The organism is Ruminiclostridium cellobioparum subsp. termitidis CT1112 (assembly GCF_000350485.1).
GTDB lineage: Bacteria > Bacillota > Clostridia > Acetivibrionales > DSM-1351 > Ruminiclostridium > Ruminiclostridium termitidis.
Genome location: NZ_AORV01000026.1, coordinates 382552 through 402002 on the forward strand (window position 1 = coordinate 382552; position 19451 = coordinate 402002).

At 44.5% G+C, this 19451-nt stretch carries 11 protein-coding genes; 6 read left to right on the forward strand and 5 right to left on the reverse strand.

Annotation, left to right across the window (positions count from 1 at the left end; genetic code table 11):
• Positions 1 to 93 precede the first annotated feature (93 nt).
• The 3 genes from CTER_RS08805 to CTER_RS08815 all read right to left on the reverse strand — a co-directional run bounded on the left by CTER_RS08805 (position 94) and on the right by CTER_RS08815 (position 2714).
• Positions 94 to 855 carry a Fic family protein gene (locus CTER_RS08805; protein WP_004624975.1) on the reverse strand — a complete coding sequence of 254 codons (762 nt, stop codon included), beginning with the start codon at positions 853 to 855 and terminating at the stop codon, positions 94 to 96.
• A gap of 93 nt (positions 856 to 948) precedes the next feature.
• Positions 949 to 2319: a 23S rRNA (uracil(1939)-C(5))-methyltransferase RlmD gene (gene rlmD / locus CTER_RS08810; RefSeq protein WP_004624778.1), complete on the reverse strand. Its 1371-nt coding sequence runs from the start codon at positions 2317 to 2319 to the stop codon at positions 949 to 951.
• Positions 2320 to 2498: 179 nt separating this feature from the next.
• Positions 2499 to 2714 (reverse strand): ferritin family protein, encoded by a 216-nt coding sequence (locus CTER_RS08815; RefSeq protein WP_004625070.1) that lies wholly within the window; start codon positions 2712 to 2714, stop codon positions 2499 to 2501.
• Positions 2715 to 2982: 268 nt separating this feature from the next.
• On the opposite strand from CTER_RS08815, the gene CTER_RS08820 reads away from it, so the two are divergent.
• The 3 genes from CTER_RS08820 to CTER_RS08830 all read left to right on the forward strand — a co-directional run bounded on the left by CTER_RS08820 (position 2983) and on the right by CTER_RS08830 (position 4514).
• Entirely contained in the window at positions 2983 to 3543 is a 561-nt protein-coding gene (locus CTER_RS08820) for a hypothetical protein (RefSeq protein WP_004624960.1), read from the forward strand.
• Positions 3522 to 4016, forward strand: coding sequence for a GerW family sporulation protein (locus CTER_RS08825; protein WP_004624847.1), 495 nt, complete (start codon positions 3522 to 3524; stop codon positions 4014 to 4016). The genes CTER_RS08820 and CTER_RS08825 overlap by 22 nt, the downstream gene beginning before the upstream one ends.
• Positions 4017 to 4154: 138 nt before the next feature.
• Entirely contained in the window at positions 4155 to 4514 is a 360-nt protein-coding gene (locus tag CTER_RS08830) for a phage holin family protein (protein WP_004624741.1), read from the forward strand.
• 214 nt (positions 4515 to 4728) lie between these two features.
• On the opposite strand, the gene CTER_RS08835 is transcribed toward CTER_RS08830, so the two are convergent.
• A complete protein-coding gene (locus CTER_RS08835; RefSeq protein WP_004624998.1) occupies positions 4729 to 7053 on the reverse strand; it encodes a methyl-accepting chemotaxis protein in 2325 nt (774 codons plus the stop codon).
• A gap of 420 nt (positions 7054 to 7473) precedes the next feature.
• Between CTER_RS08835 and CTER_RS08840 the strand changes: the two genes are divergently transcribed.
• From CTER_RS08840 to CTER_RS08850, 3 genes are all read left to right on the forward strand, one after another.
• Entirely contained in the window at positions 7474 to 8433 is a 960-nt protein-coding gene (locus CTER_RS08840) for a peptidoglycan DD-metalloendopeptidase family protein (RefSeq protein WP_004625023.1), read from the forward strand.
• Between the two features lie 79 nt (positions 8434 to 8512).
• Positions 8513 to 8938, forward strand: a complete 426-nt coding sequence (locus CTER_RS08845; RefSeq protein ID WP_004625060.1) for a bactofilin family protein — start codon at positions 8513 to 8515, stop codon at positions 8936 to 8938.
• 262 nt (positions 8939 to 9200) lie between these two features.
• The gene (locus tag CTER_RS08850) at positions 9201 to 11741 is read left to right on the forward strand and encodes a transglycosylase domain-containing protein (RefSeq protein ID WP_004624795.1); all 2541 of its coding nucleotides are present in this window, start codon (positions 9201 to 9203) and stop codon (positions 11739 to 11741) included.
• Positions 11742 to 11960: 219 nt separating this feature from the next.
• Here the strand turns inward: CTER_RS08850 and CTER_RS26880 are convergent, their stop codons facing one another.
• Entirely contained in the window at positions 11961 to 19448 is a 7488-nt protein-coding gene (locus CTER_RS26880; protein WP_004624947.1) for a 3-keto-alpha-glucoside-1,2-lyase-like domain-containing protein, read from the reverse strand.
• Between the last annotated feature and the right edge of the window lie 3 nt (positions 19449 to 19451).

Below are 19451 nucleotides of genomic sequence, written 5' to 3' on the forward strand. Positions count from 1 at the left end.
GACGGTAGTAATCCGTTGTTTTTTCACTAAAATCATAAAAAGTACCAAACCTATATGTCTGATACTTTTAAGCATATTTTATTATCATACTTGTTACATTTGCTGTATTTGATGTGATTGGTTCTGTTCCGGTATTATAGAGATATATTTATCAAGCTGTGCTTCTTCCAATTCCACAATCATATTTGTAAAATCATCTAGTATACCTTGAGCTGCATATTTGTCTAATGCATTATAATAATCCAATCGGTTTTCTTTTGCTATAGAAATCGGTAAAAAACCACAGCCCATCAGTTGATAGTTCATAATCAGTCTAGATGTTCTGCCATTACCATCCTGAAACGGATGAATTCTAACAAATTCAGCATGTGTCCATGCTGCTAGTTCAATTGGATTCAAATCTTTCTTATACATTAAATCTGCAAAGAAATTCTTTATCTGAATATACATTTCATTTCTTGCAGGTGGTATATGGCTGGCACCACTAATAACAACCTCTTCATTTCTATATATACCACCAACTATGATATTCTCCATGACAAGCGCATGAATGTCTTTTACTATTTTTTCACTCAAAGGGAGCCCTTCGTTGATACATTGCTTCACATAACGGAAGGCTTTTTTATGATTTATGACTTCGTATATTTCTCTAAGTGCTTTTCCGCCAATGGAAATACCGTCTTCCAATACTACTTTAGTTTCCATGAGCGTAAGGGTATTTCCTTCTATTGCAGTAGAGTTATGAGTAAATTCTACTTCAAACGCATTATTATAAGATTCAATTGTAACTTCATGAAGTGTATCTTTTCCCTCTTCATACAGTTTTTGTTTTTCTAATATTCTTTTAAAATCCAAGATTGCACCTCATTTCATAGTAAACTTTTATATACTAACTTTATCACCATTATAGCATATTGATTACAAATAGTAAGACAGCAATTCTTCTAATTACTTCTGCAACAGGATTACGCACTCCACATGCCCCGTCCACGGAAACATATCCACCGGCTGGACTTCCTGTGCTTCAAACCCATGCTGATGCAGGTACTTCAAGTCCCGCGCCAGCGTGGACGGATTACAGCTGACGTACACTATCCGCTGGGGCTGCATCTCCACAAGTGTGTTCAGCAGCACCTCATCACAGCCCTTCCTGGGGGGATCCACCACCACCACATCAGCCCTGATGCCCTCAGCGTATAGCTTTGGTATGACCACCTCCGCCTCTCCTGCTATGAACTGCGTATTGGTTATGTTGTTGAGTTGGGCATTTCGTTTTGCATCCTCTATGGCGTCGGGAACCACCTCTACGCCTATAACCTTCTTTGCCTTCTCGGATAAAAACAGCGATATAGTTCCGATACCGCAGTACAGGTCAAAGACGGTTTCATTTCCTGCCAGCTGTGCATACTCCAGTGCTTTGCCATAGAGTATTTCAGTCTGTACGGGGTTGACCTGGAAAAAGGACAGAGGTGAGATATTGAATTTATATTTTCCTATGTAGTCTGAAATAAATTCCTGCCCAAACAGGCATATATTCTTATCTCCAAGGATTATATTCGTATTTTTGGTATTTACATTAAGCACGATACTCTTTATATTCGGGTATTGCTCTGTAAGTTTTCCGATCAGTTCATCTGCATGAGGAAGCTTTACCCCGTTCACCACCAGAACCACCATCAATTCATTGGTTTTGAAGCCCTTTCTGACCATAACATGGCGGAGCAGACCCTTTCCTGTCTTTTCATCATAGATGCTTATACGGTTCAGCTTGCAGAAGTCCCTGATCAGTCCTCTGATAACATTGCTCTCGTCCGGTTGAATATCACATTCGGTGCTGTCTATTATCTTGTGGGACCTGCTCTCATAAAAACCTATTCTTACCTGGTTATCCTGCAGGCTGACCGGGTATTGCACCTTGTTCCTGTATCTGAAGGGGCTGGACATGCCTATGGTATCAAGTACCCTGACATTGTCGAGCCCGCCTATTCTCCTGATATTTTGCAGAACCGTATCCTTTTTAAAATCCAGCTGTGACTGGTAATCCATATGCTGGACGGCGCAGCCCCCGCAGCTGTCGAATACCGGGCAGAAGGGTTTAACCCTGCTTTCCGACGGCTTTTCCACCTTGACAAGCTTGCCGACGGCATAACTCTTGGTTTGTTTAACTATTTTAACGGTTACGGTTTCCCCCGGAAGGGCTGAATCCACAAACACCACAAATCCGTCTATCTTGCCCACTCCCTGTCCCTCATGGGTAAGGCCTGTTATTTCAATTTTATAATTTTTATCTTTTGAGAAATTTTGAGAAGCCTGCTTCATTTTTATCATAAGCCTTTCTGTCACTTTCCTTAATTCACAATAAGCATTCGGTCATTTTCCTTATAATAACACAACCCCAATACTGCCGCAATCATAATAAAAGCACAAGGGAGCCGTTGTCCAGGGTTTGCGGACCCTGAAGAAACTCTCCCTTATGCCTTTGATGTATGCCTGATGAATCAGTGCTCCCGCCTGTAGTCCAATAACATCTCACGAAGTTTGGAAGCATGCATTCCTTCATCTTCTGCGAAATCCTTGAATACCTGTTTTATTTCGCCGTCTTCAACCCTCTTGGAATACATTTCGTAATCACGCACCAGTTCCATGGAATTTTCCCATGCTCTCAGCAGTCTGTCATAGGTTGTTATTTTAACTTCATTATCTAAAGTTGACATTTGACTCCACCTCCGTAAATCTATTATCTGCATTTTCCGCATAAGTAATTCATTTAATACGATTAAAAATCTTTAAAAAAATTTTTTCATACCAACCCATGCAAATATTGCGAACATAAAAGAAAATCCGGTGGTTATTCTAATAATGAAAAGATTTTTTATGATGCAATTTCAATTACTGTAATCCCCAATTATTGTAATTCAAATTATAAGAAACCTGAACCAGATGTACGTTAAGTATATAAATTTAAAGAATGGAGGTCCATTCATGGGCATTGTTTATATAATATTAATAGTGATAGCTTTTGTTCTTTTGCTTGTGTTTGCATTTGATGCAAAAGTAAAATTAGTATTTGATACCGACCGCAATGATATGCATCTGTCCGTAAACTGGATATATCCCTTTATAAAAGGAACAGTTTCCATTGAGAACTGGCATCCTGCGATTGATGTATATATATTCCGGATGCATTTGTTCAAAAAAACCATTAAAGCCGGGAGTAATGGAATACTTTCTAGAGGCAAAAAAAGTGGGAAAGGTATCAGAAAAACTGATCTTTTAAAAATATTTAATTTGAAAGAGATAAGTATTAATACAAAATACGGCTTCACCAATCCTTCTGCAACAGGCATCGCCTGCGGAGCCTTTAATACGGCTTCACAGTTTATAAATATAGATTCTCTGAGTCAAATACCGGATTTTATGTCTGCCCATGACTATATTTATTTTGATGCAGAAGCAAGTGTAAACTTGGGTGCCTCACTAACCAACCTAATAAAATACTACAGAAACAGGAGGAACTTACAATGGATCAAAACACAAGCTTGACACAGAATGTTGACGCACTTTTTTCAAACCTCGAAGGTTTCACCCAGAGTGAAGGGCTTATAGGCAAGCCGGTAACCCATTCTGATAAAACTTTCCTGCCGGTTGTTTCCCTTACTTTGGGATACGGCAGCGGCAATTCGGCTTCAAAATCCCAGCCGGGTTCTTCATCTACAATCTCACCCGGTATGAATTCAATGTCCGGAGCCGGAAATATGGCTGGAGGAGCTCTTGGCCTGGGTGCAAAATTAAGCACCGATGCCGTAATCGTTATTGACAAGGACAATGTATCCCTGCTGTCGCTTAACAGTACTGCCGCAGGTCAGCTGATGGACAAAATACCCCAGATTATTTCCGGAATGACCGGCAAGCAGCAGAGCGGTCAGGCACAGGGACAGAGCCAGCAGGGGCAACAGGGACAACAGGGGCAGCCGAACATGGAGCAGTCCCGGTCACAGCAGGATCAGAGCAAGTAGACTTTTATTTTGTGACCCCATTATTTTACAGCATACCTTATAAAAATGTGTAAAAAATATATATTAGTTATAACCTTCATGGGCAGCTATTGCACTTGACCGTTTAAATATTCTTTAATATGAAAGGATACAGATATTATGGAAAAAGTAGAAAGAAAAGAAAAATCGGGCTTAGGTTCGTTCTTATTACGTTTGGTTGTAGGAGCAGTTATACTGGCTATAACAGCCTTTCTAACTCCCTGCTTCGCCATTTCATCCTGGTTTTCATTAATACTGGCCGCAGTTGCTTTAGCAGTGCTCGACTGGCTGGTCAATAAGATTACCGGCATCAATGCGGCACCTTTTGGCAGAGGAATATCCGGCTTCATACTGGCAGCTATTATAATATACGCCGTAAAATTCATCGTTCCCGGGTATAATGTTACCATTATAGGAGCATTAATTGCAGCTGTAATTTACGGTGTGGTTGATGCCATTATTCCGGGACGTGCCATGTAGTTTTAGGACAGGATAACTCAACAGGTTTTATATGACTTGTCATTTGAAGAAGCCGGAAATTCCGGCTTCTTCAAAAAAAATGTCCCTTTGCAGGGACAAAAAGTTATTATTTGAATCAGTATGCCGTTATATTAAGTATTCCACATTGCAGTAGGGTTATACCTTTAATTTCCAACTATTTTTCTTGTAACAGGTATAAAACTGCATTGCAGCATCATATTTTCACCCTGTCGGATATGTTTTTCAAATCGCCGGATGCCTCATTCAGGAGCTGTGAAATCTGGTCGAGGTCCTTTAATGTGTTTGTTTGCAGCTCAATTATGTCATTAATATTATCACCGGCAGCCGAAGTCTCCGATACGGCTTTTGACATTGAATCCACCGCCTCGATGAACTGAATGGTAGATTCATAATGATCATGGGCTTTATCAGCCGATTCCTTTATCGTCTGTGAAACAAGATTTACAGATTCAATTATCTCCGATATGCCTTCCTTTACATCATTTATTCTGGAGGCGCCGTCTTCAACACCGACAACTCCCAGATTCATTTTTTCAACTGCAAAGCTGATACTTGACTGTATTTCCTTTATCTGGTTCTTAATTTCTCCCGCAGACTGATTGCTTGCGTTTGAAAGCTTTCGTATTTCATCGGCAACTACCGCAAAGCCTTTTCCCTGCTGCCCTGCCCTATTTGCTTCAATAGCCGCGTTAAGCGCCAGGAGGTTGGTCTGGGAAGCAATTTGAGTAATTGTATTGGTTATTTCTCCTATCTTTCCAGAGGATTCCTCAAGCTTTGATATGGAAGCAGCAATGGATTTTACAGTTTCATTTACGGTATTTATAACCACTTCTGCTTCTTCCACCGTCTTTTCCCTGGACTTTGCAAGCTCTATGGCTTTTTTGCTGTCGTCGGCAGCCTTCTGGGTCTGAAGTGAAACACTTTTTACATCCGTTATGATACTCTCGGTGTCAATTGACCTGCCCGACACCTGAACAGGGTTTTTCCTGTTATTTGAAATTTTATTTACGCTCTCACGGTTCTGGCTGACCAGTACAATGAGCCGCTGCTTAAGATCGCTTATTTCATTGGTGGTATCCCTGAACTGCTCCACCATCTTTTGCTGTCCGTCCAGGACACTGTTGACCTTCCTGCCCAACCCGCCTATCTCTCCGCCGGCCTTTATGTCTGCCCGCACCGTCAGATCCCCTTTTTCAACACGTGACAGGATAGCTGCCAGAGAATTTATGGGATTTGCAATTTTTTTTGATAAAACAAGTGCAAGAACCATGCCCGCCGATATGGATAATATGGTTATTGCTATCAATATCCAGAATATGGCGGTTTTTATCTGTCCCGAGGTTTTGATATCCTGAGCCAGATACCCGTTAAAGGAAAGCCTCAGCTTATTGATATTATCTGTAAATTCCCTGTTCATTTCTGTCATGCTGGTATAACCGTTGGCTATTGCCGCCTTCTGCATTATTAAACTTCTCTTTTGCACTTCGGCGGCGGCGGCGGCGTATTCTGCATGCCGGTTTTTTATTTTATCCAGTGTCTCTTTGTTGAAGCCGCTGTCTGCAAGTTCTATCAGCAGCTGATCAATCGCCGCTTTATTCTTATTGATATCCGAAGATTTATCGTCATATGCCGAAGCGGAATACATCAACTCCGAATTATTCTGCGCAGTCAGGTAAATAATCTCCGTCAGCTTTTGATATCGCTCAAGGTCACTTTTCAACTGTTTCATATTGAAAACCCTGTCAAATCCGAAAACCTCTGAATTCTCAAGAATCATAAGGCCGTCGGAAGCTACGTTTGTTATACCCTGCTTCAATGCCTCAATTTTTTTGTTCAATTCCTCTTCTTCATCCGAGGAAATTCCGGTATTTTCTCCGGTTGTCTGGAGTCTGCTTAAAACGTCGGCCAGCAGGTTTTTCACTTCTACGAAATCAACATCCATTTCCTTTGAGTCAGAGTTTATAAGCTTTAATCTTCTGTTAATTTCAATGATATCAAATAATGAGCTGTCCAGTTCCTTTTCCAGGGCGGAAGCCAGTTGGTTTCTTTGTTCAAGCTGCTCCTTCTGGACATCGTCATAAATGCTTTGAACATTTTTGGACAGCCCGGCAATGCTTTTGTTGTCAAAGGCCTTGAGATCGGCAGCCATTGTATTCAGGTAGACATCGGCATACTTCCTGTTTATGTCCGACAGCTGCTGAACAGTCTCCTTGTCGGTTTGGCTGATTCCGGCGTTTAACAGCTTGTTTGCAATATTGTCGATACTGTCTCCAAAGTCTTGAAATTCTTTGGTATCCTTATATCCCATGGAGGTTACACTTTGAGTGGCCAGCTGCTGCCTTTTTGCAGACAGCTCAGACAACTCCTGAAGCATGTCCTGGTTGGATTTGTTGATCTGTATATTATTTACCGAATCCATTACTTTATTATAGCCGAAGAACGATATGGCCGATGAGAGCAAGGATATTACAACAACTATACTAAAAGCTCCTATAACGGTGCTCTTGACATTTTTCATGGCAACCTCCAAATAAAAGTCAGTTAATTTAAGTAATTCGATATAACTTTAAAAAATCCTTTACTCTAAAGTCAAATTTAGTCAAAAAATCTGGTAATATTATACCATAGTTTATACCATAATAATTGCTGCAATAATAATTTTTTTAATCTGGAAAAAAGGATATTTCGTTTTATTGTAGAATATAGTAATTTGCCAATTACGCTTCTATAGTTATTTCTTCTTTTACTCCTACAAAAGATAACTGCGCTTATTTGCGTCCAAAATTTATTTGATTTAAAACGGGTAATTGTTAATATGCTGCAAATGTGGAAATAATCATATATGATTGTTTGCCGTATAACAATATTTATCTTTATTGATTTTGCGCTTAAAACAATTTTCCCGAATGAAATATTTGAGATGGTGGTAATTTAAAAAATGAAATTTTTGAGTAATTTAAAAAAACTGGGTAAGAATTATTCTATAGTTATAATTCCCCATACCAACGACGATGTTAGAAGAATTTCCTTTAAGGCACCGGTTGTAAAGCTGCTGGCTGCTTTGCTGATTTTCTCAACCGCTGCCGTTTTTGCCCTTGCCTACGGTCATCAAAAGGAAATGCAGGATTCACAGCCACAGGCAAATGAAATAAGCAGTGAGGAGCTGCAGCAGCAGATCAAAAATCTGACTGAAATAATCAACAGCCAGAATGAATCGCTCTCCCTCAGCAACACTCAATTGGAGCATATGAAACAGGAAAACTCCAGTGCCAAATCAAAAATTGAAGAGTTCACCAAACTATATTCGGACATAGCCGACGATTATCTGAAAAAAACCAGCAGAGGCTCTGTCTCAACAAAAAGCAGCAACAATGCAATAATGGATCTTTCAAAGCTGGGCAATATTGTTCAGCAATTGAACAAAGACTTTAATGACAATGGGGATTTGACGGCTCAGCTCCTGGCAACCAATGAAAAGCTGGAAAAATACATAGATTCCATCCCGACATTTGTTCCTGCCAGGGGACCGGTCACTTCGCCCTTTGGCATGAGGAACCACCCTATTCAAAAAGTAAGGAAGATCCATGAGGGCGTGGATATCTCGTCGTCAAAGGGCGATCCCATTTTTGCGGCAGCCTCGGGCGTTGTGGAGTTCGCAGGTTACTCCAACGGTTACGGCTACAATGTTAAGATCGATCACCAGAATGGTTTCAGAACCATTTACGGCCATTCTTCAAAACTCCTGGTGAAAAAGGGAGATATTATAAACAAAGGGCAAAAAATAGCTCTGGTAGGCAGCACAGGCAACAGCACAGGACCTCATTTGCATTTTGAAATCAGGATCGGAAATACACCTGTTGATCCTACCGAGTATGTCAATTTAAAATCTGCTGATTAATATCAAAATATGGTAGAATTAGAGTAAAGTTGAATTTTAAGTTATAATTACTCTAATCACCGTTAAAGGAGGAATAAACTTGTTTAATAAACAAACGGATTTCGGAAAGGCCACCTTTGATACACTGGTAGGCGCAAATACTGAGCTCAAAGGAGATGTAACCTCCAAAGGCATAGTCAGGATAGACGGCAGGGTTACAGGAAATGTGACTGTCCAGGGTGACCTGTTCATAGGTGAAACCTCGGTTATCAAGGGGGACATCACAGCAACCAATATACATGTTGCCGGGAATATTGAGGGAAATGTATTCTCCTCCGGCCTGCTGAAGCTTTTGTCATCTGCCAGGGTAATAGGAGATATACAGGTAAAATCCTTTGTCTGCGAGGAAGGCAGCCTGTTTGACGGCAACTGTAAAATGCTTGAAGCCTCTTCTGTAAAGCCGATATTGCTCGGCAAGAAAAAGGATTTTAAAAAAAGCTCGGACCTGAGTCAGGAAGAGGCCTGACGGAACAGGTGACTATGCCCCGTTTCACTTAAAGTGGACGGGGTTTTTATTTGTAAAACAGACATCTCAGGGGTATGGGCCGTATTTTATTAATAAGTGGAGCACATGATTAATGAGTGGAGCACATGTCTCAATGTAAGTGATTCTGGCATTTCTTAATGAAAAGTTAAGAATTGCCCGGCACGGCAATTTGTTGCGGCTCATTTCGCGCTGTGATATAATATTGAGAACAAATGTTTTACAAACAGTTGAGGAGGATATTATGAAACCTAATGAAAAAGCTGCGGTTGGTAATGAAGAGCAGCCAAAGAAGAAGAAAAAGAAACGCTCTTCTCCTTATGCCCAATTTACCTTTGCAGTTGTAAAGACAGTGTTGGTTATCCTCATATCTTTAGGGTGTGTTTTTGGTGGAATATTGGGAGGAGCAGTTTTTGGATATGTTAAAAATGCTACGCCCATAACAGCTGATCAATTGGATATAACGAAGCTTACCTCTTTCATATATGACAAGGACGGAAATGAAATTGCCCAGATAAAGGGAAGTGAAAACAGAGTACTCGTTGAACATTCTGAAATACCCGACAATATGAGAAATGCCTTTATTGCTATTGAAGATTCAAGATTCAGATCCCATAACGGTATGGATATCAAACGGTTCGTGGGAGCTGCAATGGAATATATCATAACATTTGGTAATGCTTCATACGGCGGCAGTACAATCACTCAGCAGCTCGTTAAGAATATTACCGGCAATGAAGAATCAACCATCAAGAGAAAGGTTCAGGAAGCCTGGCAGGCAATGGCCCTTGAAAATGTTCTCACAAAGGACCAGATCCTTGACAACTATATGAACCGTATTACTACCGGTTCAGGTGTCTACGGCGTTCAGGCCGCCGCAAAGAAATTCTTCAACAAGGATGTAAAGGATCTGTCTCTTGCTGAATGTGCCTGTATTGCAGGCATAACCAAATCACCGGGACTTTACGATCCTACATTGGGTGAAAAAAACAAGGCCAGAAACAAGGACCGCCAGGAAACCATCCTGGATGAAATGCTCAGACAGGGCTATATCAGCCAGAATGAACATGACGAGGCCATCGCGGAACAGCTTAAATTCTATCAGCCCAAGGACGAAGACAAAAAAAGCTCTGCAAGTGTGCAGAGTTATTTCGTCGACTATGTACTCACACAGGTTAAAAAGGATTTAATGAAGAAATACAATCTTTCAAGCGATGCCGCAAGTATAAAAATTTACAACAGCGGTCTGAATATATACACAACTCAGGATTCCAACATTCAGAAAATAATGACCGAGGAATTTACAAATATTAAGAACTTTCCTGCAAACGAAAAAATCAGCAATCCGGATATGCAGGCCCAGGGTGCCATGATCGTTGTGGATCCCACCACCGGCCAGATACGCGGAATGTATGGCCAGTACGGAACCAAGGAAGTGAGCTTTGCGCTCAACAGGGCTACCGATATGAAAAGGCAGGCAGGCTCCAGCTTCAAGCCTATCGCGGTTTATGCTCCGGCAATCGATCTGGGCTTGATAACTCCCGGCACCGTAATTGACGACGTACCTGTTTATATGGACACTACCAAACCGAATACCCCATATCCAACAAATGCCGAGTCAGGGACGTACCAGGGACTTATCAACATCAGAAAAGCTATAACAAAATCCCAGAACGTTGTTGCCGCCCAGGTTTTCAGAGATTATCTAAAACCCGAAAACTCAATAAAATACCTTAAAAAGGTAAATATAGACAGACCCGACGAAGGCTATATATCTATGGCTCTGGGTGGATTAAGAGACGGCGTTAACCCGCTGGATATGGCAGCAGCCTTTGTACCTTTTGTCAACCAGGGCATGTATGTTGAGCCTATATCCTATACAAAAGTTACCGATGACAAGGGAAATGTCCTCCTTGACAGAAAACAGGATCAGAAATCCAATGTAGCCTACAAGGAAACCACGGCCTTTCTGATGACCAGCATGATGAAGGATGTTGTCACAAGCGGTACGGCTGCGGGCTATATACCAGATACCAACTTAAGGTACGGTCAGGTGAAGAACAAGGAGGGAAAGACCATACCTACCGCCGGAAAAACCGGTACCACCGAGGACTACAGGGACAAATGGTTTGTGGGCTACTCGCCCTACTATGTAGGAGCTTCCTGGTACGGCTACAATACACCTAAATCATTAAAGAAGACCGAATGGAACCAGGCACTTTTACTGTGGAACAAGGTAATGAACAGGATACACTCAAATCTGGAAGTGAAGGATTTTGATCCCGCTCCAGAGGGCATAGTGAAAAAATCCATTTGCATCGATTCCGGCAAGCTTCCCGGCCCCTACTGTGCCAGTGATCCAAGAGGCAGCCGGATTAGTACCGAATATTTTGCAAAGGGAACCGAACCTAAAGATGAATGTGACGTTCACATTCTGGCAAAGGTTGATATATCAAGCAAGGATATCTATGGCAGACCTTTATTGGCCACCGAATATTGCCCTCCTAATCTTGTTCAGGAAAAAGTATTCATCCGGAGGCCGGTACCATATCTTCCAAAGGATCCAAGCAACAAATCCCTGGCCACAGCAATCAAGGACTGGATGTACGAGCTTCCGCAGGGTGAGTACTGTACAATCCATAATGCCTTGACATCACACCCTGCCTCATCATCAAATACCGGAAATGAAAACCAGACCGGAAATGGATTTACAGTACCTCCCATTGGAGGGGAAACTTTACCCATTGAGGAACTCCCGGATGATGGGATGGATGTAATACCTTAATATGATATACTTTTCAATCAAAATAGCCTGTGCCCATACCGGGCGCACCAAAAGAAATCCGTCCGGAACATGGTTCCAGACGGATTTCTTTATAGAAACTTATTAATTACCATGCATTAAAAAATATTGAGAGGCAGGACACCGTTTTCCCATGTCCCGCCTCTCAGCGTTAAATTACTTTTTCCAACTGACTTTTACAATGTAGTTATAAATGTCATTCTACTTGTAATACAGTTTGTAAATCACCGCAGCAGCCTCTGCTCTTGTCAATTGGGCTCTGGGATTTATCATATTTCCGCTGCCCTTTATGAGCCCTTCTCTGACCAGAGCTGATATTGCGTCTTCTGCATAACCTGATATTTTGTTTGTATCCCTATAGCTTGCCAGGTCTGCTGCAGAACCGGCAGATACCTGCTTTCCGGCTGCCTTAAGTGCTCTTTCGACAAGTACCATCATATCCTGCCTGGATATATACCCGGAAGGATCAAATCTATTGTCACCCACTCCGCTGGTGATTCCCAGCTTCTTTGCCGTTCCTACGGCATCGTAGTAGTAGCTGCCCGGTTTCACATCCTCAAAGTTGCCATCCACCTTTGCACTCAAGCCCAGTGTTTTTACCAGCATGAGCATGAAATCCGCCCTTCTGATACTTTTCCCAGGTGAATATGCCGTTTCGGAGGTCCCGCTTATTATACCCTTGGCTGCCATTACCTCTATGGCATTCCTGGCCCATGTGTATCCTCCGATATCGGTAAAGGTCTTTTCCACATACACCACTGCGTACCTGCCCAGGCGTTCAGCTGTGAAGCTTACAGTTCCTGCCGCGGCATCATATCTTCCGTCCGGTATTGCAGCTGCTCTGCCGCTGCCGTCCACACCCCATACAGTGATATGCTCAGGGTTTGCAAGCTCTTCTTTTGATGGTGTGTACTTAATTGCTACCTTTATTGGGGCCTCAGGATTGTTCCACTTCAGTTCATTTCCGCCTGAAGAGGCCTTAAGCTCAATAACAGGTCTGCTGCCGGCGTTCTGTTTCAGCTCACCGGTCAGGGACGCCTTATCTGCCGCTCCCACAGTAATCTGTATTGTACTGCCTTTCACATCTTCATTTTCGAACATATTGCCGGGGACTGTTACTGTTCCGGCAGCTGTAGCAAGTTTTATTCTGGCGGCCGGACCGGCTGTTGCAAGCACCTGCTTCGGAAGCTCAACGGTATAGGCGCCAACACCCTCAACCTTTGCAACCTCAAGTGTAATTGTTTTAATTCCGCTGCTGTCGGCTTTAGCGGCATTAAATGCCTTTTCAAGCTCTGCTGCGCTTACAGCTGCCAGTGCGGTGTTGTTGGCACCCAATACAGGCTTGACTGCAACCTGTGAGGAAGCGGCTTGTGTTTGTGTTCCGCCTGAAACTGAATTTCCGGTGCTGCTTCCGGTGCTGCTTCCGCTGTTATTCCCATTACCGCTGCCGCCGCCCGGACTGCCTGATCCGGAGTCCCCCGGATTGCTGCTTTGACCGGATATGGTTACAGTGCAGGTTCCCCACACTGCAGGATTTCCTGCCGCAGCTGCTTTAACCGTCACTGTTCCGTCGGTTACCGCCGTCAGAACACCGCTAGCATTTATGACAGCGCTGCCCGTTCCATTTTGAACAGACCAGGTCACAGACTTGTCTTCAGCATTTTCCGGCTCTGCCGCAGCATGCATCTTCAGCTGTCCGCCCTTTGTTGATATAATATTTACACCATTTTCTCCTGATACGGTTATTTTATTTACGGCTGTTTTCTCAGGAGGCTTTACTGTCACATTACAAATTGAAGCTATGCCGCTCCGGTCCTCCGCAGCCGCCGTTATTGAGGCTGTAATAGCCTCCCTGCCGGTATTGTCGGCCGTAACAGTCACTGTTGTCATACCTGTCTCTTCATTATAAATTTCATCTGACACGGTAACCGCAGCATTGTCCGAGGTGAAATGCACCATTCTGTCTGTAGCATTATGGGGGCCGGCTGTTGCAGTCAATTGGGCTGTCCCCGATGCCTCCAGCGTTAAGGTTTCTTTATCCAGTGTTATGCTTTCTACAGGCCTGATGATGTAAACAGCTACATTGTCATATTTTGCATTTACTCTCCAGGTACGCATGCCGATTGCCCCGTGAGACCACATGCCGTCTTCGGCACCTGCCACATAGACGTCATCAACAAATACACTGATTTCAGGGCCATTTGCTTCCACTCTAAAGTGGTATGTCCTATTGGCTTCGACTGCAAAGGGAGCCGCAGCCAGTTCTTTCCACCCGTTGTTAAACCTGCCTATCTGTACTTTTCCGTCATTGCATATTCCGGCATAATAGCCCTTCAGGTTGTCGGCGCCCACAGTAGGCTCACTGACCCTGAATATAAGTCCGGCGTTGTCACTTGCTGTTCCCCCGCTTATAGCCACATCAGCTTCATATATAAAGTTGCTGAAATCCGTTCCGTTTGCAACGGCTTTATAGCCGTCTCCGGGATTGACGGTGCAGGCTCCGGAGGCTGCACTCCACGAGCCGCCGTATGCAGTCCAGTTGTCCGTATTCTGATCCCCAAAATCCTCACTGAAGTCAGGAATGTATACGGGCTGTCCTGATATTACAATCTGCAGAGTACCCGATGCACCGGCTCCATCCCTGGCAGTTGCCCTGACAGTTACGGTTCCGTTTGCGGCAGCCTTTAATAAGCCCGTCTGATCAATTGCAGCCCTGCCTGTGCCATTTTCTACAGACCAGCTTATCTCCTTGTTTGTTGCATCCACAGGTAAAATGTCTGCCGTCATCTGGAGAGTTCCGCCTCTGGCAGTTATTGCAGCAGCTCCGCCCAGGCCGCTGACAGTTATCTTCTGTACGGGGGCTGCAAAAGTATCCTCTGCATTCAGTACCGCTATATAGTCCAGTTCTGCAAAATTCTCACCCTTTGTGAGCTGTATTGTATTATTTCCCTTATTCAAGTTTACAGGCACATAAATTCTGCTGAATTTGCCCCATCCGTCTATGGGAGAATATTTTACACTTCCCGCCGCCTGTCCGTTGACAGTCAGCTTATGTGTGGAATATCCCGCCCAGCCTGATGCGTATGCTATCTCAAGGGTATAGGTACCTGTTTCTCTTGCATACACATTATTGAAAAGTACCGAACTGTCAGCCTTATCAATATTTCCGGCATATCTGCCATTGGAAACGGTTGTTGAATAGCCGGTCCCTCCGTTGTTCACTTTGACGCCGCCTGATAATACCGCATCCTCAGCTTCATACTTTTTGGACATTGGAGTGGTGGAATCCGCAATCCTCGGGAAGTATGTAACCCTGATATTTTCAGCGCCGAAGGGTACAAGCGTCACATTTTCCTCCGGCATGGCCGAAATTACAGGTCCCAAAGGCACCTCATCGGCATCCATTCCGTTGGGGCCAAGTTTCCAGGACGTCACCTTTTTGGCTCTTGCCGTCAGAGTAACAGGTGTTGTTTCCTGTATAAAAGGGTTCTCCGGCATCTGACTTTTATTGACGGTAAAGGAGGCAGCCGGGTTACTGCTGTCTGTAATAAGTCCATAGTTCCAGTCTGTTGTGGGTAATACTTCGTATTCAACATACCCTGCAACTCTTTCGGATACCTTCTTCCAGTTTTCGCCTATCTTCAATGAGTAGACCAGCGGGCCTCTTTCAACACCGATTGAATTGCTGACCTGTGTTGAAGTTTTAACTTCCATTGGCAAACTGAGCGTAACAACATCTCCGTCTGTCCAGGTCCTGTCAATTGTATAATATTCTCCCGAAGCCACTCCCGTTTGAACAGTCCCGTTAACCTCCACAACAGGCTGCCCGCACCATTCGGGTATTCTCAGCTTAAGCGGGAATTGGTTATCAGCAGAGGTATTTACAGTAACCCGGAGCTGTTCCTCAAAAGGATAATTTGTAGTCTCTGTGATGGTAACCGGTATATTGTTGATTTTAGTAGTAACATTACTTGGGCCGTATGCCATTGCAGCTATGCCGCCGTCATCGGTGGCAGCCCACATGTTTTTCACGTAGTAGGGCCAGCCCATATGCATGTCAAACCGGCAGCAGGGGAAACCTGAATCCGGGCTTGGCTGCAGGCCGTTTCCATAATCCTGTCTGTGCCCGTGCGGGCCGTTTACACTCTGGACCTGATTGGGCAGAGAGTAGTATTGCTGAAGTTTAAAGTCCTTGCTGATTGCTCCGAGCAGTGCATTGAATGCAATTTTCTCAAGCTGGTCTCCCAGATATGGATCACCCAATATCATCTGGGCCTCTTCATTTGACTGCATTCTTTCAACAATGGCACACAGCTCGGCACCCTGTGTTGAGCCGGGTCCTGCCAGGAATTCAGTGCCCGACGACATACCGGTGATCTGTCCATGGTATTTAAGCAGATGGCTGTCGCCAAGCCTGAAGGCATCTTTGTCCGCCTCGCTGCCCGACCTCTGATAATATATGGCAGGCATCTTTATATCCTCGGATACGTTTACATTATGGTTCGGATGAAAATCGGAACCAAACCCAAAGAAATTGTCGTTTGAAAATATACTTGTATGATCGTAACCCTGGTTTTTAAGCGTGTCTGCCAAATCCAGCAGACTCTCTTCCCGGGTCCTGTTATACAGCCATAAAACAGTATCAATGTTGTCCCCCACTCTTGCCTTGGACCAGTCCGTCAAGGGACGTGCCGTCAAATTTGCCGCCTGGTAGTGGAAATAATTTGTCATAAAGGTTATGACCCTCTGGTCGCCTGTCGCTTCGCAGTAATCCCGCATTGCATATAGCATAGGCATTCTGGGCCACCAGTCGGCACTTGTGGAGGGCCCGAAGGAGCCGTCAGACTTCTGGCTTTGCAGTGCCCATTCAATCCACTTGGCCGCCTTATCCTGCAGTTCGGTATCCCCCAGCGTATAGGCAAGCGCCACCAGCCCTTTTACATAGTATACCGGACGTTCCCAGTCGGAGTCCGGGGCCTTTCCTCCCAGCCACGCACTGTTGCTGCCAAGCTCACTGTATATTTCTTCAGCATGTCCGGTGGCTCCGCTCTTCTGGAGCAGCAGCTGCTGAAGCAGCCACCCGTCTGCTTTGACGGATCCAAGGGGAAGCGGAATAAACGGAGTCTTTACAAGCGGACCCTGATTTGCTACCGGCAAAGCCTCTCCGGGAGCAAGCGGCGCGGCGGCCACCGTTACTTTGGCCGCTGCCTTCAGAGCCGTTCCGTCAACTGTTCCTTCCACGGTAAAGCTCCCGGGATTTTCATACTTATCCGCTGTTATGGTATCCCATGTCACGTTCACGCTTTGTTCCGAGCCGTTGTTATGCAGCGCAGTCACCTGTTCAGGCATTATTGGTGCCACCTTTGCCCTGGTGGTGACCTGAGCGGTCTTTAAGCTTTCTATCAGCACAGGTGCGGCATAGGTTTCGGCATGTATATTCCCAAAGGCTACAGACGCATTATATATTCTCAGCCCGATTGCGCCGCGGGTATAAGTATTGTCATTGAAGCTGATTACCGGTGTCGCCATATCGTCAAGGAAAACCTTGATCAAGGTTCCATAGGCAACTACCTTCAAATGATAGGTTTTATTAATATCTACTGTTTTCGGCACCCTGGTCAATTCGTTCCAGTTATTATTCATTTTCCCCAGGATCACAGCATCTCCTCCGGCATTGATCCCCGCATAGTAGCCGATAACATTGTCACCGCCCACCGAGGCTCCCGTTACCCTGAAGAGTATACCTGCATCTCCCGTTCCGCCGGTTATTTTCAAATCAGCCTCATAGCTTACATTTGAAAACTCGGTGTTTTTTGCCATTACCTTGTAGCCCTGTCCTGATGCAACCTGTAATGTATTGCCGCTCACACTCCAGGTTCCTCCGTACGGGGTCCACTTATTATAATTTCCGCTGCTGAAATCCTCCGAGAAACTGGCCGAGAGCTTTGTATATGTGGCACTCTGCACCTGTGAATCCAGCATTCCCGCCTTTGCGGCAATTGCTTTTACTGTGGCGGTATCATTCAAGGTGATGGCACCGCTGTAAACAGTTGATGCCGTAGTGGGCATACTGCCGTCAACGGTATAGTAGATGTCGGCATCGGGAGTATTGCAGGAGATCTCCACCTGCTGTGAGGTCTCAAATGCCCCCGAAGCAGGAGTAAAGAACGGAGCTTCGACACTACCCAGCAGCATGTCCATTCCGGTTATCCGTATATTGTCGAAGGTTACATTTCCATTGACATTCCAGCCCCTTACGCCAACACTTCCGTCCGGATAATCGGTATCAATAAAATCTGCTGCCGGCTCTCCATTTACAAAAACATAAAAATGCGAACCGTTTGCATATACTCTCATATGGTTATCCTGATTGGCACGTACATTTGCAACAGCCCTGTAAAGCTCTTTCCAGCCGCCGTTTCCATTATTGGCATTGGAGTCCATCTTTCCGATCTGAACATAACCGTTTACATTTATTCCGGCAAAATATCCGTTCAGATTGTCACAGCCGTCACCCGGTTCACTGCATCTGAAAATAAGTCCGCTGCTGTCATTGCCTGTTCCGGGATTTACATCCGCATCAAATATGAAATTGTTGTAGGATGTACCGTCTGCCAATGCCTTATCTCCTTTCGGCTTATTCAGGATATACTTTCCTGCCGACACCGACCAAATTCCCTCATTGTTGTCAAGTCCCCTGTAAGTTGTCCAGCCGTCGGCACTGCCATCCTCAAAATCATCACTGAAGCCTTGAGTCATACTGCCGATAATATATGTAGCTGCCGCTATCTCGGAAACCATTTCTCCAGATTTTTCGGCATAGGCTTTTACAATAGCCGACCGTTCCAGTTGAATGGGTGAACTATACACAGGGGAATTGGAATCGGGCATGCTTCCGTCTGTGGTATAATGTATGACAGCACCATCACCAGCACTTATCTCAACTGTCTGTGGATCATTATAGGCCCCTTCCGGTATGCTGAAACCCGGAGCCTGAGTCTCAATGTGTGAATATTCCCTTGCACGGATATTGTCAATATTGGATGTTCCCCAGTACGTCCTGACACCAATAGCACCCGGAGAGGTTATCTGACTGCCGTCATTATCTGTGTATTGAATCTTTGGAGAACTCATATCATTAAAATATACCTGTATCTCGTTTCCAACAGCCTTGATCTTCATATGCCCGTAGGAAGTTGGCAGGTCTGTTACCACCAGGGATTTCCAGGTATTACTTCCGGTGACACGCCCAAGTTCCAGCTTTTTGTCAACCCGGATACCGGCATAATAGCCGTTGAATCCGTTGCCGGCATTCCCCGAAGGCTCCGAGACTCTGAACAGCAGCCCCGAGTTATCATCATTGAAACCCTCTACCTGAATATCCGCCTCGTAAACCAGATCCTGAAAATCGGTGCCTCCGGCTATGGCCTTTGCTCCGGTATTCCCCGAAACCGTATACTGGTTTTGAGGATTTACAGACCAGTCCCACTGTCTGCCAGGGTCACTGCCGCTGTACGTTGTCCAGCCGTCTGCAGTACCGTCGCTGAAATCTTCAGCGTAAACCGGTAAAGGGCCGGTTTCAGCCCGTACTTCAGCTACAGGAAAAAGTGTCATCAACATACCGAAAATAATCATATAAATGAGCACTTTACTAAATTTTTTCCTGCCAATAATTAAAAATCCTTTCAACAA